Annotated in this window: 21 protein-coding genes and 1 pseudogene; 9 read left to right on the top strand and 13 right to left on the bottom strand. The window is 53.4% G+C overall.

Annotation, left to right across the window (positions count from 1 at the left end; all coding sequences use genetic code 11):
• Window positions 1–208 precede the first annotated feature (208 nt).
• Window positions 209–1,219, top strand: a complete 1,011-nt coding sequence (gene hemB, locus IR141_RS07980; RefSeq protein WP_135035685.1) for a porphobilinogen synthase — start codon at window positions 209–211, stop codon at window positions 1,217–1,219.
• 341 nt (window positions 1,220–1,560) lie between these two features.
• Here hemB and speA read toward each other — a convergent pair.
• Window positions 1,561–3,308 (bottom strand): annotated as a pseudogene (gene speA, locus IR141_RS14205) (biosynthetic arginine decarboxylase).
• 468 nt (window positions 3,309–3,776) lie between these two features.
• The gene (locus IR141_RS07990) at window positions 3,777–4,565 is read right to left on the bottom strand and encodes an inositol monophosphatase family protein (protein WP_135035688.1); all 789 of its coding nucleotides are present in this window, start codon (window positions 4,563–4,565) and stop codon (window positions 3,777–3,779) included.
• A 353-nt stretch (window positions 4,566–4,918) separates the two neighbouring features.
• On the opposite strand from IR141_RS07990, the gene IR141_RS07995 reads away from it, so the two are divergent.
• A complete protein-coding gene (locus IR141_RS07995) occupies window positions 4,919–5,641 on the top strand; it encodes a 16S rRNA (uracil(1498)-N(3))-methyltransferase (protein WP_135035691.1) in 723 nt (240 codons plus the stop codon).
• Window positions 5,642–5,844: 203 nt separating this feature from the next.
• Here the strand turns inward: IR141_RS07995 and IR141_RS08000 are convergent, their stop codons facing one another.
• A complete protein-coding gene (locus IR141_RS08000) occupies window positions 5,845–6,309 on the bottom strand; it encodes a winged helix-turn-helix transcriptional regulator (RefSeq protein WP_135035694.1) in 465 nt (154 codons plus the stop codon).
• A gap of 128 nt (window positions 6,310–6,437) precedes the next feature.
• Here IR141_RS08000 and IR141_RS08005 point away from each other — a divergent pair, with 128 nt between their 5' ends.
• A complete protein-coding gene (locus tag IR141_RS08005; RefSeq protein WP_135035697.1) occupies window positions 6,438–7,715 on the top strand; it encodes a D-amino acid dehydrogenase in 1,278 nt (425 codons plus the stop codon).
• Window positions 7,716–8,026: 311 nt separating this feature from the next.
• Here the strand turns inward: IR141_RS08005 and IR141_RS08010 are convergent, their stop codons facing one another.
• The gene (locus IR141_RS08010) at window positions 8,027–10,900 is read right to left on the bottom strand and encodes an Rne/Rng family ribonuclease (protein ID WP_135035744.1); all 2,874 of its coding nucleotides are present in this window, start codon (window positions 10,898–10,900) and stop codon (window positions 8,027–8,029) included.
• Between the two features lie 143 nt (window positions 10,901–11,043).
• Here IR141_RS08010 and IR141_RS08015 point away from each other — a divergent pair, with 143 nt between their 5' ends.
• Window positions 11,044–11,304, top strand: a complete 261-nt coding sequence (locus tag IR141_RS08015; protein WP_135035700.1) for a hypothetical protein — start codon at window positions 11,044–11,046, stop codon at window positions 11,302–11,304.
• Between the two features lie 106 nt (window positions 11,305–11,410).
• Window positions 11,411–12,391, top strand: a complete 981-nt coding sequence (locus IR141_RS08020) for an RluA family pseudouridine synthase (RefSeq protein WP_135035703.1) — start codon at window positions 11,411–11,413, stop codon at window positions 12,389–12,391.
• A 450-nt stretch (window positions 12,392–12,841) separates the two neighbouring features.
• Here the strand turns inward: IR141_RS08020 and IR141_RS08025 are convergent, their stop codons facing one another.
• Entirely contained in the window at window positions 12,842–13,456 is a 615-nt protein-coding gene (locus IR141_RS08025) for a cation diffusion facilitator family transporter (RefSeq protein ID WP_135035706.1), read from the bottom strand.
• A 69-nt stretch (window positions 13,457–13,525) separates the two neighbouring features.
• On the opposite strand from IR141_RS08025, the gene IR141_RS08030 reads away from it, so the two are divergent.
• The 4 genes from IR141_RS08030 (at window position 13,526) to IR141_RS08045 (ending at window position 17,426) form a co-directional block, all read left to right on the top strand.
• Entirely contained in the window at window positions 13,526–13,663 is a 138-nt protein-coding gene (locus tag IR141_RS08030) for a MerR family DNA-binding transcriptional regulator (RefSeq protein WP_228068192.1), read from the top strand.
• 421 nt (window positions 13,664–14,084) lie between these two features.
• On the top strand, window positions 14,085–15,464 hold the full coding sequence (locus tag IR141_RS08035; RefSeq protein WP_135035747.1) for an MATE family efflux transporter: 1,380 nt from the start codon (window positions 14,085–14,087) through the stop codon (window positions 15,462–15,464).
• Entirely contained in the window at window positions 15,464–16,519 is a 1,056-nt protein-coding gene (gene murB / locus IR141_RS08040) for a UDP-N-acetylmuramate dehydrogenase (protein WP_167743118.1), read from the top strand. Before IR141_RS08035 ends, murB begins: the two co-directional genes overlap by 1 nt.
• A gap of 238 nt (window positions 16,520–16,757) precedes the next feature.
• Window positions 16,758–17,426 (top strand): TetR/AcrR family transcriptional regulator, encoded by a 669-nt coding sequence (locus tag IR141_RS08045; RefSeq protein WP_135035712.1) that lies wholly within the window; start codon window positions 16,758–16,760, stop codon window positions 17,424–17,426.
• Window positions 17,427–17,491: 65 nt separating this feature from the next.
• Here IR141_RS08045 and aroD read toward each other — a convergent pair whose 3' ends face one another.
• The 8 genes from aroD to csm3 form a co-directional block, all read right to left on the bottom strand.
• On the bottom strand, window positions 17,492–18,256 hold the full coding sequence (gene aroD / locus IR141_RS08050) for a type I 3-dehydroquinate dehydratase (protein ID WP_135035715.1): 765 nt from the start codon (window positions 18,254–18,256) through the stop codon (window positions 17,492–17,494).
• 67 nt (window positions 18,257–18,323) lie between these two features.
• Window positions 18,324–18,932: a hypothetical protein gene (locus IR141_RS08055; RefSeq protein ID WP_135035718.1), complete on the bottom strand. Its 609-nt coding sequence runs from the start codon at window positions 18,930–18,932 to the stop codon at window positions 18,324–18,326.
• Window positions 18,817–19,449 (bottom strand): CRISPR-associated ring nuclease Csm6, encoded by a 633-nt coding sequence (gene csm6, locus IR141_RS08060; protein ID WP_135035720.1) that lies wholly within the window; start codon window positions 19,447–19,449, stop codon window positions 18,817–18,819. The genes IR141_RS08055 and csm6 overlap by 116 nt, the downstream gene beginning before the upstream one ends.
• Window positions 19,439–19,858 carry a DUF1887 family CARF protein gene (locus tag IR141_RS13845; RefSeq protein WP_135035723.1) on the bottom strand — a complete coding sequence of 140 codons (420 nt, stop codon included), beginning with the start codon at window positions 19,856–19,858 and terminating at the stop codon, window positions 19,439–19,441. The genes csm6 and IR141_RS13845 overlap by 11 nt, the downstream gene beginning before the upstream one ends.
• Window positions 19,818–20,570, bottom strand: coding sequence for a DUF1887 family CARF protein (locus IR141_RS13420; RefSeq protein WP_245231733.1), 753 nt, complete (start codon window positions 20,568–20,570; stop codon window positions 19,818–19,820). Before IR141_RS13420 ends, IR141_RS13845 begins: the two co-directional genes overlap by 41 nt.
• The gene (locus tag IR141_RS14210) at window positions 20,497–20,694 is read right to left on the bottom strand and encodes a hypothetical protein (RefSeq protein ID WP_368665553.1); all 198 of its coding nucleotides are present in this window, start codon (window positions 20,692–20,694) and stop codon (window positions 20,497–20,499) included. The genes IR141_RS13420 and IR141_RS14210 overlap by 74 nt, the downstream gene beginning before the upstream one ends.
• Window positions 20,621–20,890, bottom strand: a complete 270-nt coding sequence (locus tag IR141_RS08075; RefSeq protein ID WP_135035729.1) for a hypothetical protein — start codon at window positions 20,888–20,890, stop codon at window positions 20,621–20,623. Before IR141_RS08075 ends, IR141_RS14210 begins: the two co-directional genes overlap by 74 nt.
• A complete protein-coding gene (gene csm3 / locus IR141_RS08080) occupies window positions 20,887–21,603 on the bottom strand; it encodes a type III-A CRISPR-associated RAMP protein Csm3 (RefSeq protein WP_135035732.1) in 717 nt (238 codons plus the stop codon). Before csm3 ends, IR141_RS08075 begins: the two co-directional genes overlap by 4 nt.
• Window positions 21,604–21,605 lie beyond the last annotated feature (2 nt).

Here is a 21,605-nt window from a genome sequence, read left to right on the forward strand (position 1 = left end):
AATCAATACAACAAAATTACAACAAAATGTTTTACTTGAATATTTTATTCAATACACCCCCACTTTATCCAACACCCCCCTCAAAAAACAACACTCTCAACCCGAAAAAACCGCTTTCAGACGGCCTGTCATAAATCCTTACTTTGTTCAGAAACAAAAGCACGTATAATCTGCCCGTCCGATCATTTTTAAGGTCTCTAAGGATATTATGAATTTTCCCTATCGTGTTGTTCCGTCTTCCCGTTTGCGCCGCATGCGTAAAGACGATTTTTCCCGCCGTCTGATGCGCGAACACTCGTTGAGTGCCGATGATTTGATTTATCCGGTTTTCGTATTGGAAGGCCGTAATCAAGAAGAATCGGTTGCCTCTATGCCGGGCGTAAAACGCCAAAGTTTGGATAAGTTGTTGTATACGGCAGAAAAAGCTGTGATGCTCGGCATCCCTATGTTGGCCTTGTTCCCCGTGATTACACAGCATAAAACCGAAACGGCACAAGAGGCTTACAACCAAGACGGATTAGTGCCGGTGACAGTCCGCAAACTACGCGAAACCTTTCCTGAGTTGGGTATCATGACGGATATTGCACTTGATCCTTACACCATTCACGGACAAGACGGCATAACCGATAATTCAGGCTATGTGCTGAACGATGAAACCATCGAGGTGTTAATCAAACAGGCTCTTTGCCATGCCGAAGCCGGTGCACAGGTAGTGGCGCCTTCAGATATGATGGACGGCCGCATTGGTGCCATCCGCAGGGCACTGGAAAAGCAAGGCCACATCCACACCCGTATTATGGCGTATTCGGCCAAATATGCTTCGGCTTTTTACGGGCCGTTCCGCGATGCAGTAGGTAGTTCAGGCAACTTGGGCAAGGCCGATAAATTCACTTACCAAATGGATCCTGCCAATTCCAATGAGGCTTTGCAGGAAGTAGCACTGGATATTCAGGAAGGTGCCGATATGGTGATGGTAAAACCCGGTCTGCCATACTTGGACGTTATCCGCCGGGTAAAAGACGAATTCGGCGTGCCAACCTATGCTTATCAGGTTTCGGGCGAGTATGCCATGCTGCAGGCAGCCGTCCAAAACGGTTGGCTGGACGGCAGCAAAGTCATTTTGGAGAGTCTGCTGGCATTCAAACGCGCGGGAGCCGATGGCATTTTGACTTATTATGCTTTGGAAGCCGCTAAACAACTGCAATCCGCTAATCGTTGAATATCTGCCGTAACAAAGCGGAGCCGGTAATGCCCCGCTTTTCTTTGCAGCTTAAATTGTCAGCGTCTATACAATCCAGGGGAACTCCATTCTGCGGCCTTTACAAAATTCATTCAGAATCATTAATATAGAAAAATTCAGTATCGCCTATAATTTTTGTTTTTACTTGAAAATCTATTTGAGCATTACCGGAAGTGCGGCAAGCTGCAACAAAACCCTTATATTATTTTATTATTTCTTGAAAATGTTCAAAAACCATCAAACAATTATTCCGACAAAAATACAAGCCGCCGGGTTTAAAAACGCAGCCTGCCCGGCCTTTATCGACATATTGGCGTGCATCAGGCTTCGTCTTCCACTTCGGTGCTCAGATAACTGCTTTGCTTGAGTGCGTGCAGAAATTCGGCAGTGTAGAGTTTGCGCTCGGCAGCCTTCAGTTGCGCCCAACGGGTTTTTTCTTCGAATTTGTTGATGACTTCGTTGGTGGAAAGATGCACATAGTGCAGCATGTCTTCAACGGTATCATGCTCTTCCATGCCTGCAAATTCGATGCCTCCATCGTTGCGTACATAAACATTGACCGAGTCGGTATCACCGAAAAGATTGTGCATATCGCCTAGAATTTCCTGATACGCGCCCACCATAAACACACCCAAAACATACGGTTCGCCGGGGATCAAATCATGCACACTCATGCTGGATTCGATACTCTGCTGATCAACATATTGGCGGATTTTGCCGTCTGAATCGCAAGTTAAATCGTGTAATACAGCGCGGCGGGCTGGGCGTTCGTTAAGGCGGTGAAGAGGCATAACAGGCAGCACCTGGCCGATGGCCCAAGTGTCGGGAAGACTTTGAAACACGCTGAAGTTGCAGAAATACTTGTCGGTCAGCTTGTCGGTGAGATCATCGTAAACCTGGCGCTGCGAACGCCGTCCGGCCTGAAGCTGGTTTTTCAGACGGCGGCACAATACCGCGTGAAGCTGTTCGGCCAGTGCTTTTTCTTTCAACGGCACTTTGCCTTCGAGATAGAGCTCGGTTACTTCGGTAAGATAGTGGCCGATGCGGTAATAGGTTTCAGTAACCATTTCGCTGTCATTTATATCGAGATAGGCAATCAACTTTTGGGTAGCGAAAGAAAGGTTTTCTTCATCGGCGATTTCGGGAATCTGCTCGGGCAGGCGCTCGACATCGGTAACGTTCATCACCAGCACAGCATGATGCGCGGTCATAGCGCGGCCGGATTCCGAAAAAATATGCGGATGCGGCACATTATGTTCGTTGCAGTATTCGGCCAACATCGAAACAATAGTGTGGGAATATTCACCCATATCGTAGTTGATGGAGCTGGCATTGCGCGAGTGTGTGCCATCGTAATCCACACCGCGGCGGCAGCAAGCTTCTCCACCGCAGAGATCAATTGCGCGTCAGAAAGGCCGAATTTGCCTTTTTCACCGCCGGTGTCGGCCCATTTGCTCGATGAAAGCGAAGAAAGGCGCACACGCAGGCCTATATTGGCTTTGATGCCGAGATTTTGCGACTCCTGAATCACCAAATCCACTTCGGCTTCTTTTTCAATCACGATAAATACTTGATGACCGAGCCGTTGGCCCATCAGCGCCAAACGGATAAAGTTGCGGTCTTTATAACCGTTGCACACAATGGTGCCGCCTTTGGGGGCAAAGGCCAATACAATCATCAATTCAGGTTTGGATCCGGCTTCCAGGCCGATAGAGACACCGCTGTTTTTCGGCACAATGATGTTTTTCACCACGCTTTCTTGCTGATTAACCTTAATCGGATAAATCGCCGTATAGCTGCCTTGATAGCTGTTTTTGCGGATAGAGCGGTCAAACGCTGCGCACAGCCGCGCCACACGGTCTTGCAGAATATCGGGAAAACGGAGCAGCATGGGCAGATCCTGCCCGCGCCCGTTGAGCTGGCCCACCAAACCGTATAAATCAACTGTTGTTTCACTTTGGTCGTTGGGACGCACCATCACATGGCCGTTTTCACTCACCGAAAAATAGCGGTCGCCCCAATGGCGGATGCCGTAAAGCGAAGCGCTGTCTGCCGCCGACCAAGACATAATCCGTCCTTCAAAAACAGGGTTGGTAAACGGCATAAATCATAGCACAGGCGGTTGGAGCGGCGGGAAAATTCAAGCGGTTTCCGAGGCGGCAATCAAGCTTTCTGCTTTAGTTTTCAGACGGCCTGCATTAAAAACGGCAAGGCGGTATTTTGCAGACAAAAAAAACCATTCATACCAAGGGAGAAGTATGAATGGCTAATACATTGCGGGAAAACGTCTTGCCGGCACCCGCCTCAAGGGAGAGAAAAGGCGTTAGCAGCACCAGCAGTTTGCATTCTAGACCAGTTAGCTTTAAATGGCGTTAATCTGTGCAATTATTTCCATAATTTGGGTTTGCTGTTGTTTATTTGCAAAATAAATAATCATTTTAGGTATAAATCTCAGGAAACTTTTGTGTTATATAGATCTTATTCAGACGGCCTACTATCAGGCCGTTTGCAGAGCACATACGGATTCGGGAAGCATTTATTGGTTTTCCCGTATCCACTTCAACCATTTTTCAAACAGTCCGGCCTGCAGGCCGGCAATCACCGAACGTTTGAACACATGGTCGCCACTCCAAAAATCATCACCCTCCAAAGTGGCCAGTTTGCCGCCGGACTCTTCAAAAATCAGCGCGCCGGCAGCGTAGTCCCATAATTTTTGACCGCCATGCACATAAATATCATAGCGGCCAGAGGCCAAATAGCACCAATCCAACGCACTGCTGCCCATGCTGCGTATGCTGCCGAACGGTGCCAACGTATTCATACGGCTGGAAAGCTTTCCCGAGCGCAAATATTTGATTTCCACACCGGCAATCGCTTCATGAAGCTGTTTCTGCACATTGCGCAACGGCAGCGGGCGGCCGTTGAGAAACGCACCGCCGCCGCGCTCGGCATAAAAACACTCATCGCTTACGGGGTTGTAAATCACGCCCAGCTGCGGACGGCCGTTGCAGATAAAGGCGCACGATAAGGCAAAATGCGGCAGGCCGTTGATAAAATTATTGGTGCCATCGATGGGATCTACCACCCACAGCCCCTGCCCGTTGTGCCGCCACAATTCGGTTTGACGCTGCACGGCCATTTCTTCGCCCAGCATCGGGCAATCGATGAGGCCGGGCAATTTGGCTGCAAATGCCGCCTGCGCCGCCAAATCGGCCTCGGTCAGCAGCGAACCGTCTGCTTTGCGGCTGATGCCCACATTGAAAAAACGGGGCATCACTTCGGTTTTTGCCACCTCGCGCACCAGCATATGCAGTTTGTTTAACACGATATCCCCTTAAAAATATTAAATATAGCGGGCTCTCTTCATTTCTGCCGCTGCCCTTACTGCGCCCCGGCCTCAAGAAAACGCCGTTTCCGAAAGGAAACCAGTTTCTGCGAAGCTAAAACGCCGTTTCCGAAAGGAAACCAGTTTCTGCGAAGCTAAAACGCCGTTTCCGAAAAGAAACAAATTTCCGCCAAGCTAAAACGGTTTTAACGGCCGCCCAAGCGGCAACCGCACCAGTTTTGCACTGTCTGCGGTTTACTGCCTTCTTCCGAAAATGAAGGGTGTTCACTACACTTGCTATTTCGATTTAAAAGCGACAATATTAACTTTTTTCAGCCAACGACACCAACAATATGCCCCGCTTTTACGTTCCCGATGTGTTATCTCCAGGCCGGCTTCTTGCTTTACCCGAAAATGTAGTACGCCATCTGAACGTGCTTCGGGTGCGCGCGCAGGCGGAAATCGTGCTGTTTAACGGCAACGGCAAAGCGTATCCCGCGCGCCTGGTGCTTTTGGAAAAACGCCGCGCACAGGCGGAAATTTTGCGCGAAGAAAGAGCCGATAACGAATCACCGTTGCGGATTATCTTGGTGCAGGCAGTTTCCAGCGGCGAACGCATGGATTTCACCCTGCAAAAAAGCGTGGAACTGGGCGTTGCCGAAATACGCCCGGTGTTGAGCGAACGCTGCCTGGTGCGCCTAAACGGAGAGCGGGCCGGCAAACGCTCTGCCCGCTGGCAGGATATTGTGGTTTCAGCCTGCGAGCAGAGCGGGCGCAATGTGGTTCCGAAAGTGTGGCCGCTCCTGCCTTACCGCGAAGCCCTGGCAAGCCTGCCCGAAGGCGCCCGCCTGCTGCTGAGCCTTACCCAAGCGCGCAGTTTGCGCAGCATCCAGCCCGACCCGCAGGGCATGATTCTGATGGCGGGCCCCGAAGGCGGCTGGACGGCGGCAGAAGAACAGTCGGCCTTTGATGCAGGTTTCCAGGCAGTCAAACTCGGCCCGCGTGTTCTGCGCACCGAAACTGCTGCACCGGCGGCCATCGCTGCCGTGCAAACATTATGGGGCGATTTCGCCTGAGTTTTATCTGATGATTGCCGTTAGAGCTTGATTGGCCGTCTGAAAGCTTTTGGTACTGCTGGATTGGCCGGCCGTCTGAAAGTTTTTTGTCCGCCGCCGGTTTTTCAGACGGCCTCAGCAATTGTATGCCGCCCGCAGTATCAATATATCCACCGGAAATTGCCTGCCCCTAACAGTTGATTGGGCGCGGCCGGATTTTCGCGCTAGCCCAAATCCAACTGCATTTCTTCTTTCACCTCTTCCATCACCACATAGCTGCGGCTTTCTGCCGCTGCGGGCAATTGCAGCAGGATATTGCCGAGCAGGTCGCGGTAGGCCGACATATCGGGCAGGCGCAGCTTGATGAGGTAGTCGTATTCGCCCGACACCAAGTGGCATTCGAGAATCTGCGGAATTTTTAACACTTCGCGGCGGAAATCTTCAAAAATATTGCCCGATTTGGAGCGCAGCTTGATTTCTACAAACACCAGCAGGCTTTGCCCCAGCGCGTGGGGGTTCAGGCGTGCGTGGTAGCCCTTGATGATGTTTTCGCGCTCGAGGCGGCGCACACGCTCGGTAACGGGCGTGGTGGACAAGCCCACTTTTTCGGCCAGCTCCGTCATCGGAATACGGGCGTTTTGCTGCAGCAGCTTTAAAATTTTAAAGTCGGTTTTATCCAAATCTTTCATAATTGCTTTTCACTTTTAACAAGATTATTTTCAGAATAATAATCTTTTTAAATTTATCAATAAAGTGAAAAACACTATTTTAAATAAGATAAACTTTACAATCCCACTACCTACAAAAAGGGTCGGCAATGAAAGTGATCGTGTTGGGCGCAGGCATCGCGGGCGTGTGTACGGCTTGGTATCTTTTGGAGGCCGGACACGATGTTGTGGTTATCGACCGTGCCGATGCGGCAGCGATGGAAACCAGCTTTGCCAACGCGGGGCAGCTTTCCTACGGCTACACCACACCGTGGGCTGCACCGGGTATTCCGAAAAAAGCAGCAAAATGGCTGTTGCGGCCGCACTCGCCTCTGATTTTCAAGCCGGACGGCAGCCTGTTCCAACTGCAATGGTTGTGGCAGATGTTGGGCAACTGCAATGCCGGCCGTTACCACATAAACAAAGAACGCATGGTGCGGGTGTCGGAATACAGCCGCGAAATGTTCTGCCGCTTTCAGGCCGAACACGCGTTGGATTTTGAAGGACGCAACAAAGGCACATTGCAGATTTTCCGCACCGAAAAAGAAGTGCACGCAGCCCAAAACGATATCGAAGTATTGCAAAGCTACGGCGTGCCGTACCAAAGACTGCAGCCCGAAGCGTGCCTGCAATACGAACCCGCGTTAAAAAACGCACTGCATAAAATCGCCGGCGCACTCTACCTGCCCAACGATGCCACCGGCGATTGCCACCTGTTTGCCCGCAAACTCGCGCAGATGTGTATGGAAAAAGGGGCATCGTTCAAATTCAACTGCGAAATCGGCCGCATCGAACATTCAGACGGCCTGATTAAAGCGGTTCACGCAGGCGGCGGGCGTTTCGAAGCCGACTGTTTTGTGTGCGCGCTCGGCAGTTTCAGCCGCCCCATAACGGCGGCACTAGGCTTGAATCTGCCCGTGTATCCGGTTAAAGGCTACTCGCTTACCGTGCCGGTTGCCCAAGAAAAGGCTGCACCCGTTTCCACCATCATCGATGAAACCTATAAAGTGGCCGTTACCCGGTTTGACCAACGCATCCGCATCGGCGGCATGGCCGAGCTTTCCGGCTACAAGCTGCAACTTTCCCCTGCACGCCGCGAAACGTTGGAGCTGGTGGTAACCGACCTTTTCCCCGGCAGCGGTGATTTGCCGCGCGCAACTTTCTGGAGCGGCCTGCGCCCGATGACGCCGGACAGCACCCCCATCATCGGCGCCGCCCGTTTTGAAAACCTGTTTGTCAACACCGGCCACGGCACGCTGGGTTGGACGATGTCGCTCGGTTCGGCCAAACTGACTGCCGATTTGGTATGCGGCAGAAAAACAGAAATCCGCAGCGATGATCTGGGGCCGGCGCGATATGAAAAACACAGTGGATTCCATATCCACTGACACTGCGTTGCCCTGCTTCAAAAAAGCAGGCCGGCAGCAGAATCTGTTCCATATGGTCATATGGTGCTTCACTTGGCGGCTTCGCTGCCTTACCCCGCTGCGCTGCTTTCACTATGCAATACGCTAAGGATACAGCAACATCTTCGGTACTACTGCCTGCACACCATCGATACAGCCCTATTATTTTTTTCAGACGGCCCAAGCTTGCTGCAAACGCCATAGCAGAGCCGATAAAAAGTTATACAATAAAAAACATATAAAAAATCCCGGCCATTCGATAACGGCCGGGATTTTTTCTGCCTGTATCAGGCTTACTGCCGGGCGGTTTCCACCTGCACCAGCGGAACATCGGCAACCTCAACTTCTGCAATTTTCGGCACATCGGCACGGCGCAGAGTGGGTGTTTCGGGTTGTACCCATGCTGCGGCGGCAGCCATGGCATCCGCACGGGTCTGCACCAGCACCAGGCCGCCCAAGTCCAGGCCGTCTGAAACAGCCGGCGCCACCGTTACGGTTTGTACGGCGGCAGCTTCTTGCGCCTGCGCCTCCGGCTGCCCCGCCTCACGGTCTTCGTCTGCATGGCCGATACCCGACACAGCACAAACCGCCTGCTCGGTATTGAACACCGCTGATTCGATTATCTGCTGTTCAGACGGCCTCACCGGTTCCCCGGCATCATCGGGTTCGATGGCAAACAAAAGCGGTTCGGCTGCGCTGTTTTCGACAGACTGCTCCACAAGGGCAGCCTCAATCCGGGCAGGCACCACCACAACCAAAGGTTTGTCGGCCTTGGGCGCAACCGCGCCGGCATCGGCGGCCAACGGTGCGGCAACAGAAATAGCAACCGGTGTTTCTTCAGCCCCGCCGCACACATACGCCACGGCAAAACGCACTTTGTCGGCCGTTTCCTCAATACTCAGATATTGCTCGATTTTAACGGCAGAAGGAATATTGCGCTTCTTGCTGTTGCTGCGGCGGTCGCGTTGGTCGCGCTGACGGTTGCGTTCGCGCTCCCGGCGGCTGCTCCGATCATCGCTGCCGGTTGCAGCCTGTGTGGTTTGCGCAGCCTCCACTGCCGTTTCGGGCAGTTTTTCCGCTTTTGCAACTGCCCCGGCGGCAACCTGCGCAGCCGGTTTTTCGCTGCGGTTGAGGCGGTTGCCGTGCTGCCCGTTACGGACTGCTTTTTCAACTGCTTTCTCTGCCGGCCTGCCTGCTTCGGAAACACTGTCGCCGGTATCGTTGCGGATTGGGCGGTTGCAGCTGCCCTCATCCTGATGGCGGCGGTTGCGCCGGGTGCGGCTGCCGTTGCCGCCTGCGCTGTTTTCCGTCAAACCTGCGGCCGGAGTTTCTTTGGCTTCATCTGCTTCCCGGGCTTCGTTATCCTGCCGTTTCTGGTTCGGGTTGCGGCGCGGGGCTTGGCGGCGGCTGCCGGCGGCCGGGCGGCGGCTGCCGTTGCTGCGCGCAGTGTTTTTTTCGGTTTCGGCCGCTTTTTCAGGCTCCTGCGTGCCGCCGAATACTTTGCCCAGCCACAATTTCAAACCACCCCACCAACCCGGTTGGGCGGAGGCCAGCGCGGCCGCTGTGGGCGCGGGCCGGGTGTGCTTCACCCCTTTCACGGCCGGCTCGGGGCGTTCGGCTTTGGCCCTTTCGCTGCCGAAAGGTTTGTCGCTTTCGTTTTCTTCGGGAACTTCCACACGCTTGTAGCTCGGCTCGGCGTTTTCGTCCACATCATCGGTGCGCACACGGGTGATTTCGTAGTGCGGGTTTTCGAGATGGTTGTTGGGAATCAGGAATACCGAAACCTCCAAACGCTCTTCCAAACCAAACAGTTCGGCGCGTTTTTCATTGAGCAGGAAGGTAGCCACATCTACCGGCACTTGTGCGTGCACTTCGCCGGTGTTGTCTTTCATGGCTTCTTCCTGAATGATGCGCAGCACATGCAGGGCGGTGGATTCGATGCTGCGGATAACACCGGTTCCGGCACAGCGCGGGCAGGCGGTATGGCTGCTTTCGCCCAGCGCAGGCTTCAGGCGTTGGCGCGAAAGCTCGAGCAGGCCGAAGCGGGAAAGTTTGCCCATCTGCACGCGGGCGCGGTCTTTTTTCAAGGCATCGCGCAACACGTTTTCCACATCACGCTGGTGTTTGGGGTTTTCCATATCGATGAAGTCGATCACCACCAAACCGCCCAGGTCGCGCAGGCGCATTTGGCGGGCCACTTCTTCGGCGGCCTCCATATTGGTTTTGAAGGCGGTGTCTTCAATATCGGCACCGCGGGTGGCGCGGGCCGAGTTCACATCGATGGAAACCAGGGCTTCGGTGTGGTCGATAACCACCGCCCCGCCGGAAGGCAGGCTCACGCTGCGGGCAAACGCGCTTTCAATCTGATGCTCGATTTGAAAACGCGAAAACAGCGGTGTGTGGTCTTGATAGAGTTTCAGACGGCCGATGTTGTTGGGCATCACATAGCTCATAAACTCGCTGATTTGCTCGTGTACCTCGCGGTTGTCGACCAGAATTTCACCGATGTCGGGGCGGTAGTAGTCGCGGATGGCGCGGATGAGCAGCGAGCTTTCCATAAACAGCAGATACGGCTCGTGGTGCGCCCTGCCCGCTTCTTCGATGGCCTGCCACAGCTGCCTGAGATAGTTGAAATCCCATTGCAGCTCTTCCACGCTGCGGCCGATGCCGGCAGTGCGCGCAATCAGGCTCATGCCGCGCGGCACATCCAACTCGGCCATTGCGGCTTTCAGCTCTTGGCGCTCTTCGCCTTCGATGCGGCGCGACACACCTCCGCCGCGCGGATTATTGGGCATCAGCACCAGATAGCGGCCGGCCAGGCTGATAAAGGTGGTCAGCGCCGCACCTTTGTTGCCGCGCTCGTCTTTTTCCACCTGCACAATCACCTGCATGCCTTCTTTGAGCACATCTTGAATGCGTGCGCGGCCGCCCTCGTAGTCTTGGAAATAGGTTCGGGAGACTTCTTTGAACGGAAGAAAGCCGTGGCGGTCGGTACCGTAATCAACGAAACACGCTTCCAGCGACGGCTCGATGCGGGTAATCACACCCTTATAGATATTGCCTTTACGCTGCTCTTTGCCCAGCGTTTCGATATCGAGATCAAGCAGGGTCTGCCCGTCAACGATTGCCACGCGCAGCTCTTCGGCCTGCGTGGCGTTAAACAACATACGTTTCATAACAACCTCGTTTCATGCACCCACGAGGCGTGTAATCAGTATTCAACGCTTGCCAGCCGCCAATGGTCAGGCCGTCTGAAACGGCGTGTGGGGCTGCTTGAACGAGAAGGGAGATAAAGAACATAACGGCACGGATGCTTCTACGATTTGCGTTTTTCCATGCTGCTGGCCTGCCGCTGCGCCATCGGGCAGCCGGCAAATACGAGCCGTCTTCTTCATTGCTGTCCGGCGCGGCAAAAATCCTGCGGCAGCGCGTTGTCGTGCGTCTTATGCTTGCGGGCACCGTGCCGGAAAAGGTTAAACTTAATTACATCTTCATCCGCCCGGCTTTAAGGCAGACAAAGGAAATGCTTTGTGGCGTGCTTTTTTCAGATAAAATATCCAGTTCACAATAACGGGCGGTTTCGGTTTGCCGTTTGCAAACCTTGCGCCGAATCTGTTTCAGACGGCCTGTTATTTCTTCTTAAACCGTCTTAAAACAGTAACGGGATTATAGAGAAAATGCCTGCAATTAGCAAAAACTTGGTCAGCCGCATCAGCATCACCGAAGCGGATGCCGGCGCGCGGCTCGACAACTTCTTAATCAAAACCCTCAAAGGCGTGCCCAAGAGCCATATCCACCGCATTATCCGCGCAGGAGAGGTGCGTCTGAACAAAAAGCGCGCCCAACCGTCCGAGCGGCTGAATGAAGGCGATGTGGTGCGCATTCCGCCCGTGCGCACGGCCGAAAAACAGAGGCCGTCTGAAAAAAACGCCGCGCCCGCGCGCAGGTTTGAGATTGTGTATGAAGACGATGCCGTGCTGGTCATCAACAAGCCCGCAGGCACGGCAGTGCACGGCGGCAGCGGCGTAAGCTTCGGCGTTATCGAACAACTCCGCCGCGCCCGCCCCGAAACCAAATATCTCGAACTCGTCCACCGCCTCGACAAAGACACCAGCGGCCTGTTGATGATTGCCAAAAAACGCAGCGCGCTGGTGAAGCTGCACGAAGCCATCCGCAACAACCACCCGAAAAAAATCTATCTCACGCTGGGGGTGGGCCGTCTGAAAGAAAACCGTGCCGATGTGAAGCTGCCGCTCTTCAAATACACCGGCGCGCAGGGCGAAAAAATGGTGCGCGTGAGTGAAAACGGCCAACCGGCACACACGGTTTTGCGGGTGTTGAACCGTTTTTCAGACGGCCTTCTGCACAGTGTCGGCCTGTCGGATTTAACCTTCGCCCAAGCCACGCTGAAAACCGGCCGCACCCACCAGATCAGGGTGCATATGCAGTCGCAAGGCTGCCCGATTGCAGGTGACGAACGCTACGGTGATTATCAGGCCAACAAACGCCTGCAGAAACTCGGCCTGAAACGGATGTTTCTACACGCGGCCGAACTGCATCTGAACCACCCGCTCACGGGCGGGCCGCTGCACCTGAAAGCGGCGCTGCCGCAAGATTTGGCACAGTTTTTATCGGTGTTGGAAAGCCGGCAGGGATGAGGTTCTGTTTGATTCTGCCGAAGCAGAAAATATGCCTGTCCGCAACCTTGTCCCGCTCCATATAAGGGCAAGATAAAGCTCACTGGCAGGCTCGAACGGCCGGTATTTCCGGGTCGGTTTTACCCGGGAGCACGGATTGGGCGGGACACCGGCAAAGGCGGGTTTGGCGGCCGTCTGAAGCGGCATGGCGGCGGCTTCGGCGCACCGCTCAAAGGCCGGTTTAAGCCGGTTGCGTGTCTGCCGGCATTGTTTGACAGGCAGTTAAGGCAAGCGATAATGCTAGGGCGATTAAGGAATTTTGCATTTTAAACTTCAACTTAAAATAACCGCCATTTTAGCAAAAAATGAGAATGAATTACAAATTAAGGTTTTTGGGGCTGGCTGAAAGTTATTTTGTAAAATTTAGAAAGAAAAACACCGCTTGAACCTTAATCCAAACGGTGCTTTAAATTAACTGACTTTTAATTCCGTCCAAGCCCTTTTGATGATTTCTTGACTGGCTTGTAATGCCAAAAATGCCAAAACAAAAGCCACAATTAAATCAGGATATTTTGACCCAAAAACATAAACTGCTATACCAGCCAAAATCACTGCTACATTACCAATGGCATCATTTCGGGAACACACCCACACGCTTCTGACATTGCTGTCGCCATCACGAAATTTTAACAATATCAGCAATGCTGACACATTTACCAATAACGCCAAAAATCCCACAATACTCATTTCAGAATAACTGGGAATTTCCCCATAAAACACACGATAAACGGTCGTCATTAAAATAAACAAACCAAAACTGCCCATTGTTAGCCCCTTGACCATAGACGCTTTGGCACGGTAACTTAACGCCATTGGCAACACAATCAAACTTATCAAATAATTGGCACTATCACCCAAGAAGTCTAAACTGTCCGATAACAGCGAAGTTGAACCCGATTTTATCCCCATTACAATTTCTACAAAAAACATTGTTAAATTCAATATCAAGACAATCCACAAGGCTTTTTTGTATTTGGGCGATTGATGAGTGGGTTGATTTGAACCGCAACAATTTTGGCACGGCATTTTTTGCTCCTGTTTTAGATGAAGTTTGCTATATTATAAACTCCGTAGCCATTACAGGGTCAGGCCAAAATGTCAAAATTTTTTAAAATAAAACAAGCCAGTAAACAAGCAGGCGTGCATTTGGAAACCATTCGTTATTATGAAAAACAAGGCTTAATCAGCCCCACGCACCAACAAAATAGCAGGTTTTGCCCTTGCCGTTATTAAATTCCCAATCAGAGCTGAAACCCGCTCCGATTCGGGCATGGCTTTGCATTACAGGCCGTCTGAAAATACACCTCGGGTCTGAAAATATGCCCGGACATGGATGCGGGCTGCTCTACATTACAAACAGGGCAGCGGTTTGTGCAACGGCAGCCGCGCGGCCTGACGCGGCTTGCCAAAGCGGTTTGCAGACGGCGTTCCTAACTGCGGGCAAATCTTGCAGGCCGGCCGGCAGCACTTGAGCAGATCGTGTTTCAGACGGCCTGCCTGTTGCCAATCCAACCGAAACGGGGCTTTTTTTGTTACACTACACGCCGCTTTTCAAACAGTCTCTATAATATCGGCAACAGGCCGTCTGAAGCCCCGACAATGCTTGAACGCCCCACGCGGCGCGGTGCCCGCCTTATTTGAATATCAAAAACCCATGCTGCTCGATTTAAACCGTTATTCCTTCTCCGTTTTCTCGAAAGAAATCAAAAAGCTCTCCCTGCTGGCCCTGCCCATGCTGCTGGCGCAGGTGGCACAGGTGGGCATCGGTTTTGTCGATACGGTGATGGCCGGCGGCGCGGGCAAAGACGATTTGGCGGCGGTGGCATTGGGCAGCAGCGCGTTTGCCACCGTGTATATCACCTTTTTGGGGGTGATGACGGCGCTCAATCCGATGATTGCCTATTTGTTCGGCGCGGGCAAAACCGCCGAAGTGGGCGAAACGGGGCGGCAGGGCATCTGGTTCGGCTTGATGCTGGGGCTGGCCGGTATGCTGCTGCTGTGGGCGGCGGTGCCGCTGTTTCAGCAGGTTTTGAACCTGAGCGGCAAGGTCGAGCGGATGATGGGGCATTATATGTTTTTCACCGGCCTGGCCATGCCCGCCGCGATGATACACCGCGCCCTGCATGCTTATGCCTCCAGCCTCAACCGCCCGCGCGCGATTATGGTGGTGAGTTTTTTGGCGTTTCTGCTCAATATTCCGCTCAACTATATGTTTGTTTACGGCAAATTCGGCATGCCTGCGCTGGGCGGCGCAGGCTGCGGTCTGGCCACGGCGGCGGTGTTTTGGTTTAATGCGGCGGTGTTGTGGCTTTATGCGGCCAAGCAGCCCTATTTCCGCCGCTTCGGGCTGACCGACCGTTTCAGCCGCCCCAAAGCCGATGCGTTCTGCAGAATCTGGAAGCTGGGCGCGCCCATCGGTTTGTCGTTTTTTCTCGAAGCGAGCCTGTTTTCGTTTATTGTGTTTTTGATTGCCCCGCTGGGTGAGGATTATATCGCCGCGCAACAGGTGGTGATCAGCCTTACCGGCGTGATTTATATGATTCCGCAAAGCGTGGGCGCAGCCGGCACGGTGCGGGTGGGCTATTCGCTCGGACGCGGCGAATATATTAGGGCGCGCTATATTTCGGGCGTGTCACTGGTGTTGGGGCTGATGCTGGCGGCGGTTACCGCCCTGCTGTTGGTATGGCTCCGCTACCCGCTGGCGGGTATCTATACCGATGATGCCGCCGTATTGGGCATTGCCGCCGCCGTGCTGCTGTTTGCGGCGGTGTTCCAACTTGCCGACAGCACCCAATGCGTGGCTTCTTATGCGCTGCGCGGCTATAAAATCACCAAAGTGCCGATGCTGATACACGCGCTGGCGTTTTGGGGCTTCGGCCTGCTGCCCGGCTATGCGCTCGCCTATGGTTTGGATATGGGCATTTATGGTTTTTGGACGGCGCTGGTGTTGTCGCTCACGGTGGCGGCGGTGCTGCTGGTTTGGTATTTGCAATGGTGCAGCCGCCCGCAGGCGGCGCGCAAAAGGACAGTGTGATGCAAGTGATGCACAATGTGGATTTAACCCCGCTCAACACCTTCGGCCTCAAAGCCCGGGCGCGTGATTTTGCGGTTTTGGAACACGAAAACGACCTGCACGAAATCGTGAAGCTGCCCGCATTCAAGCGCGAAAGCGTGCTGTGGCTGGGCGGCGGCAGCAATATTCTGCTGATGGGCGATTATCAGGGTTTGGCCGTCCATATCCAAAACCGGGGCATCCGCGAGCTTTTCCGTTCAGACGGCCTCGTTTATCTCGAAGCGCAGGCGGGCGAAGTGTGGCACGAATTTGTGCTGCACACGCTCGAAGCGGGCTTGAGCGGGCTGGAAAACCTGAGCCTGATTCCCGGCAGCGTGGGCGCATCGCCCGTGCAGAATATCGGCGCCTACGGCGTGGAAGTGAAAGACGCGATACACAGCGTGCGCTGCTTCGATTTGGACACCTGCACATTTGTTACGCTCGATAATGCCGCCTGCCGCTTTTCCTACCGCGAAAGCCTGTTCAAACAGGCAGGCAGGGGGCGTTATGTGATTACGGCGGTGGTGTTTGCCCTAAACGAAACCTTCCGCCCCAATGTGCGCTACGGCGACTTGGCCGCTGTGGTGGAACAGGCCTGCGCGGGGCGCAAAATCACGGCGAAAGACGTATCCGATGCCGTCTGCCAGATCCGCTCGGGCAAACTGCCCGACCCGAAAACGCTGGGCAATGTCGGCAGCTTTTTCAAAAACCCCGTGGTGGCGGCACCAACAGCGCAAAAACTGCTGGCGCAGTATCCCGATATGCCGCACTACCCGCAGCCCGATGGCTCGGTGAAACTTGCCGCAGGCTGGCTGATCGAACGCTGCAACCTCAAAGGCTTCCAAATCGGCGGCGCAGCCGTTCACAACCAACAGGCGCTGGTGTTGGTAAACAAACAGCAGGCGCAGGCGCACGATGTTTACGCATTGGCGCAACACATCGTGCGCACCGTGCAGCAAACCTTCGGCGTTGCGCTCCACACCGAACCCAATTGGATAGGCGCAGATACCGCGCCCGATACCGCAGCAGCCGTCTGAAAATCTGCCCGGATTCCCGCCTGAGCCGTTTCCGCCGCCCTTTCTTTAAAGCTGCAAACCACGCTGCCTGCGGCGGGCAACACGGCCGGCTCCGTTTTCTCTCATTATCCCTTTTCATTGGGAGCGGCGCGCCATACTGCATTTACGCGGCTTTGCGTGTCGGAACATCACTTTGCCGCTTTCTTGATATAATCACCCAATCCACCATAAAGACAAACGGCAGCAAGGAGATTGAACCATGGCGAAAGACGGCAAACAAAACACCTATCAGCGCATCATTGATTCTGCACTCGTTCTCTTCAACGAAGAAGGCGAGCGCAATATCAGCACCAACCACATTGCCGCCCATTTGGGCATCAGCCCCGGCAATCTCTATTACCACTTCCGCAACAAAGACGAAATCATCGTGCAGCTTTTCAAGCGCTACAGCGACGACCTGCTGGGCTATCTGCAAACCGCCGCTCTGCCCGAAAGCGTTTGCCAAGCCGTAGGTTATATGTCGGGCATCTACGACATCATGTGGCGTTACCGTTTTCTGTTTAGCGATGTCAATACCCTGCTTGCCCGCAGCGCCGAGCTTTTGGGCGAACACAACAACTTCACACAAGCCAAAGTTTCCCCCCTGCTGGTGAACCTGCTCACCCGTCTTAACGGCTTGGGCATCATCAACGCCGATGAAACCGCCATGCACGATTTGGCCGTGAATATGTGGATGATTACCAAATACTGGTTCGACTTCGACGGCTCCATCCGCGGCCGCGCCAAACTGGGAGAAGATTCCAAAATACGCGGTATCGGCCGCACCCTCAGCCTGCTGCGCCCCTATCTGCTGCCGCAATATGTGGCCGAATTCGACCACACCGTCAAAAACCTCGGCTCCGAATCAGAATGCGTGCAAACACGCTGAGGCCTTCAATACCGACAATATAAAAAACCGAGGCCGTCTGAAACCTTTCAGACGGCCTCAACCTTTCAGACGGCCTCATCCGCCAAAATATCCAAAACCGTGCGCAAATCATTAACCGCTATCTGCCCCGGTGCCGATGCCTTTGTTGCCGCGCCAAACGTCATCGCCGAGCCGAATGTTCCGCCTGCCAGGCGGCTGATAACGCCCATCTTGCCCATCGCCACCGCAACCAGCGGCTGCTTCGCATAATGGCGGAACATCGTTTGCGCGGCATCGAGCAACACCAAAACATCGGCAGGAGACTGCGGCATCACGGCGATTTTGCAGATGTCCGCCCCCCAATCCTGCATGGTTTGCAGGCGGGCGATAATCTCTTCTTTCGGCGGCGTGGCATCGAAATCGTGGTTGCACAGCAGCGCGGCCACACCGTGTGATTTGGCCAGTGCCGCGCTTTCTTTCACCTGCGCCTCGCCCGCAAACAGCTCGATATCGACCATATCCGCCCAACCCGAGCGTATGGCTGCCTGCACCAGCGCAAAATAATCATCTTGCGCAACCGGGCATCTGCCTCCCTCTTCTGCCCGCCTGAAGGTAAACAGCAGCGGCTTATCGGGCAATGCCGCGCGCACCTGCCGCAAACAATCCATCACATATCCCGCATCGGCCGCCTGCTTGAGAAAGTCTGCGCGCAACTCCGCCACATCGAAAGGCAGCCCCTGCAAACCCTGCAATGCCGACTGCAGGCCGTCTGAATCTTCGGCCGCCAGCGGCACGGCGATTTTCGGGCGGCCTTCGCCCAAAACGGTATTTTTGACTGTAACAGTGTTCATCGTTCCTTAACCTCGTCAAACGGTTTTCAGACGGCCTCAAGCCCTGCAAAGCCCGATAGATCTTGAGTTACCCTTGATCATCCGCGCTAACATACCGGATTCTGTTTTTATCTGTTTCCAGTTGATAATTCAAGCTGTTTCTCAATCCCGAGCTGTTAATCAGGTAATGCTTGGCATAATCGTCCAAATGGCGCTCCAACACTTTTTTAATCCGTGTCGGCATTTCTTTCCAGATTTCACCGATATCCAAATTCTGATAAGCCTCCTCACGGCGGCGCTTCGCCTGAGGGCCGCTTCCCTGCAGATCTTTTTTAAACCGGCAGTAATGCTGCCAATAACGCTCTTTCAAACACTGATAATCGGGGCTGTTTCTCTGCCTGCACAACACAATGCCTTCCTGTTTGAATTCGGCCATCGCCAAATAAAAACTGAATTCGCGTTCCGCCAGCTTGATCGGCTCCATATTGCCGCAAACTATGCTCATAGTCGGGCAGTCGATCAGCAAATTAAAATCACTCAAGCTCTTTTGTGTCAATTCTACCGCCTGAGAAAAATTCCAGTTATCCGCCAGCCGCAGTTTCGGCATTCCTTCGCGCATACGGACAAAAGGAATATCGGCCAACATCACCTGCGCCTGCGAAGCGTCCAAACGGCCTTTGGCCGTATCCAGCCACACGCTTTGGCGCGGCGGATAAAAAAAATTCGCGGCGCTGCTCGAAAGCCTCTTCCACCAGCACATGCGACAATTTATCCTGCCGGCGGCCGAAGAGCGACAACGCGTAACCGATGTAAAACCCCATCGATTTGCGCCCGCCCGCAATCGACACATGCAGTTCGGTTTGCCCATCGGTACACAAATCATGAATAAAGCGCACAATCTGGTCTGCCGCCAGATTGTTTTCCTGCGGCGAGCGGATATCGGCCAGCGGCTGCCCCGCCCCATCGCGTATCACATGGATAAAATCCTTATCGAAAGCAATATCCTGCAATTCATATTCTTCGCACAAGCGCCGGAAAAAACCGCCCTCCCCCAAGAGGGAGTCGGCAATATTGGCGGCACCGGTTTGCATGGTTAACACATGCACTTCCTGCGGCAGCCATTGCTGCTGCATATGGAGCGCATACAGCGTTTCCGTAACAATCTGCGGCGACATACCGGTAACCGCCACCAAGATTCTTTTTTTAGCGGCCATTTACCCATTTCTCCAGCAGTGTTTTCATGCCGCTCAAATCCTTCTGTTCGATAATCTCGATTTTCGCCCCCTCCGCACGGTTGCGGATTTTTCCGGTCAATTTCCGATACGACAGCAACATTGCTTTCGTTCTCAGGCCACCGAGTTTTTTCAACGATTCCAGCTTATACAGCGCATCCTCGGCCTTATCCTCATTTTTGGCAAAATTGGCCGTTTTGCACTCCAACACATGCAACACATTATTTGCCAGCAGCAACACATCCAATTCATTGTGTTGGAACACCTGCTCTTTGGCATTTTCAATCTGCACGTTCAGTGCCACATCCTGCACACCCGGCAAAGATTTGGCCGTCTGAAACACATAATCCTCAAACCAGCCGCCCGCCACATAATTGCTTGGCCTCTTCATCGGCAAACACCAAACAACCGCCCTGCTGCCGCGCCGCCAAGCCGTATTTTTCCAACAGTTCCAGTAAATACTGCATATTGTGCGCAACGACACCGGCAGGCACTTTACATTTCAATGCCCGCCTATCCGCCTTTGAAATCTTATAATTAAGCTGCCCCAACTCCGACTCCAACCTGTGCTTTGCACGCACCAGCTCTTCTGCAAACGGCAGCCACTCACGATGCGTTAGCTGCTTTTGCAGCTTATGCCGAGCCGGATAGCCGTGCAGCGTCAAATAATCTTCGATTTTGATTTTAGGTGGTTTTAGCGACAAATTCTCGTTATTATCCAACAGCAGCACTTCATTGCTGTTTGCTGTGAAATAAAACGATGGATAGCCCGCCTCTTTAAACATTGCAAATGCCGCGATTGCCATCAGCTTGGTGCCGCCGGTTACATTCAGTGCCACTTGTTCCTTATCCATATCGCGCAGCAGGTTAAATATCTCCTTACCTACCTGTGCCATATTATAAGCATCAGCCACCTCCAATTGCCGCACCTTTACCCCGCACCTTTTGCGCATCACCTCAGCCAAAGCAGCCGCTTTCTCCTTCATCTGCTCAGTTACCAGCAGCACCACTTCCTGCGGGCGGAAATCCTTATCTAACACCGGCACAAAATTCGGCACCGCCTGATCCGAAACCAAACACACTGTTCTGCAAAGGCAGCGCATGGTTGCACAAAATACGGTATGCCCGCTGCAATCGGGCAGTGTCGGCAATATCATAAGCAATCAGCCAGCGCATCATCTTTCTCTGCCGCCACCATTTCAGATTCGGCAAAACATCCGCTTTCATCACCCAGCTCACTCCCCAGTGCCGAAAGTAAATCCATACACAAACGGCGCATTTGCGGCCGCCATGATTTTGCCGCCGTTTCAAAAGCCGCATAAAAGCGCATTCTGCCGGCCTTGCCCATTTCGCACACACCGCCGCGCATCGAAAAATCTTCAACACGCAGCCCCCTCGGCAAACAAAGCAACTGCCCATTCATCGTAAAACGGGCGTATCGGCTCGATCAAATCGCAAGCCAACGATTCCCGCCCGTGTGTTGGAAAAGGTCGGGTTGTTTACACTTTTTATGCCAAACAGCTTTTGTTTTTTTACTGGAATGATGGTTTCGTGATTTTCGAGCATTCTCAAGAACGATGCGGCTTCGCCGTGCCTTTCGGCATTCTTGACAACCCTCAAAAATCCCAAAATGGGTCTGCATGCAAAAAACGGAAAGTGTAAACAACGCTGGAATTTCCTACACCTGATTCGGTTAATCATGGTTTCGCTTTTCACTTCGGTAAACAGCAGATTATCTTCGCGCAAGCGTTGCGCATAATCCGGATTCAAGCCGCAATCCCAAAACGAAACGCGGGTGTGGCCGATTTCCTGCTGCAAGGCTTCGCTTTGGCTGTCTCCGCTGATGCCGAACAGTTGCAGAATGTGTTTGACGGCGGTTTTTTCCGCGCCTTGTGCGGTTTCATATTCACGTTTGCCCAGCGGTGCTTCCTGCACCACGCCGCTTTTCCATTCCAGCAGGCTGCGGATTTTGCCTTTGAGGCTGCTGCCGGGAATATACGGCTCGCCGCCCACCGGGTGTTTGATCACGCTGTTGTCGATGCCGCCGATATGGATTTCGCTGTCGCCCGCGCCGATGTGCAAACCGGTTTGCAACACCAGCTTGGCTTCCAAAATGTGAATGTTTGCTAATTCCATGT

The sequence above is a fragment of the Neisseria sp. 19428wB4_WF04 genome, assembly GCF_015235335.1.
Taxonomy (GTDB): domain Bacteria; phylum Pseudomonadota; class Gammaproteobacteria; order Burkholderiales; family Neisseriaceae; genus Neisseria; species Neisseria musculi.

Excerpts from the sequence above, each read along its gene's own strand:
- hemB (WP_135035685.1), top strand. The coding sequence starts at position 209 with ATGAATTTTCCCTATCGTGTTGTTCCGTCTTCCCGTTTGCGCCGCATG.
- IR141_RS07995 (WP_135035691.1), top strand. The coding sequence starts at position 4,919 with ATGCCCCGCTTTTACGTTCCCGATGTGTTATCTCCAGGCCGGCTTCTT.
- IR141_RS08000 (WP_135035694.1), bottom strand. The coding sequence starts at position 6,309 with ATGAAAGATTTGGATAAAACCGACTTTAAAATTTTAAAGCTGCTGCAG.
- IR141_RS08005 (WP_135035697.1), top strand. The coding sequence starts at position 6,438 with ATGAAAGTGATCGTGTTGGGCGCAGGCATCGCGGGCGTGTGTACGGCT.
- IR141_RS08010 (WP_135035744.1), bottom strand. The coding sequence starts at position 10,900 with ATGTTGTTTAACGCCACGCAGGCCGAAGAGCTGCGCGTGGCAATCGTT.
- IR141_RS08015 (WP_135035700.1), top strand. The coding sequence starts at position 11,044 with ATGCTTCTACGATTTGCGTTTTTCCATGCTGCTGGCCTGCCGCTGCGC.
- IR141_RS08020 (WP_135035703.1), top strand. The coding sequence starts at position 11,411 with ATGCCTGCAATTAGCAAAAACTTGGTCAGCCGCATCAGCATCACCGAA.
- IR141_RS08025 (WP_135035706.1), bottom strand. The coding sequence starts at position 13,456 with ATGCCGTGCCAAAATTGTTGCGGTTCAAATCAACCCACTCATCAATCG.
- IR141_RS08030 (WP_228068192.1), top strand. The coding sequence starts at position 13,526 with ATGTCAAAATTTTTTAAAATAAAACAAGCCAGTAAACAAGCAGGCGTG.
- IR141_RS08035 (WP_135035747.1), top strand. The coding sequence starts at position 14,085 with ATGCTGCTCGATTTAAACCGTTATTCCTTCTCCGTTTTCTCGAAAGAA.
- murB (WP_167743118.1), top strand. The coding sequence starts at position 15,464 with ATGCAAGTGATGCACAATGTGGATTTAACCCCGCTCAACACCTTCGGC.
- IR141_RS08045 (WP_135035712.1), top strand. The coding sequence starts at position 16,758 with ATGGCGAAAGACGGCAAACAAAACACCTATCAGCGCATCATTGATTCT.
- aroD (WP_135035715.1), bottom strand. The coding sequence starts at position 18,256 with ATGAACACTGTTACAGTCAAAAATACCGTTTTGGGCGAAGGCCGCCCG.
- csm6 (WP_135035720.1), bottom strand. The coding sequence starts at position 19,449 with ATGGCCGCTAAAAAAAGAATCTTGGTGGCGGTTACCGGTATGTCGCCG.
- IR141_RS13845 (WP_135035723.1), bottom strand. The coding sequence starts at position 19,858 with ATGAAGAGGCCAAGCAATTATGTGGCGGGCGGCTGGTTTGAGGATTAT.
- IR141_RS13420 (WP_245231733.1), bottom strand. The coding sequence starts at position 20,570 with ATGCGCTGCCTTTGCAGAACAGTGTGTTTGGTTTCGGATCAGGCGGTG.
- IR141_RS14210 (WP_368665553.1), bottom strand. The coding sequence starts at position 20,694 with ATGAAAGCGGATGTTTTGCCGAATCTGAAATGGTGGCGGCAGAGAAAG.
- IR141_RS08075 (WP_135035729.1), bottom strand. The coding sequence starts at position 20,890 with ATGAATGGGCAGTTGCTTTGTTTGCCGAGGGGGCTGCGTGTTGAAGAT.
- csm3 (WP_135035732.1), bottom strand. The coding sequence starts at position 21,603 with ATGGAATTAGCAAACATTCACATTTTGGAAGCCAAGCTGGTGTTGCAA.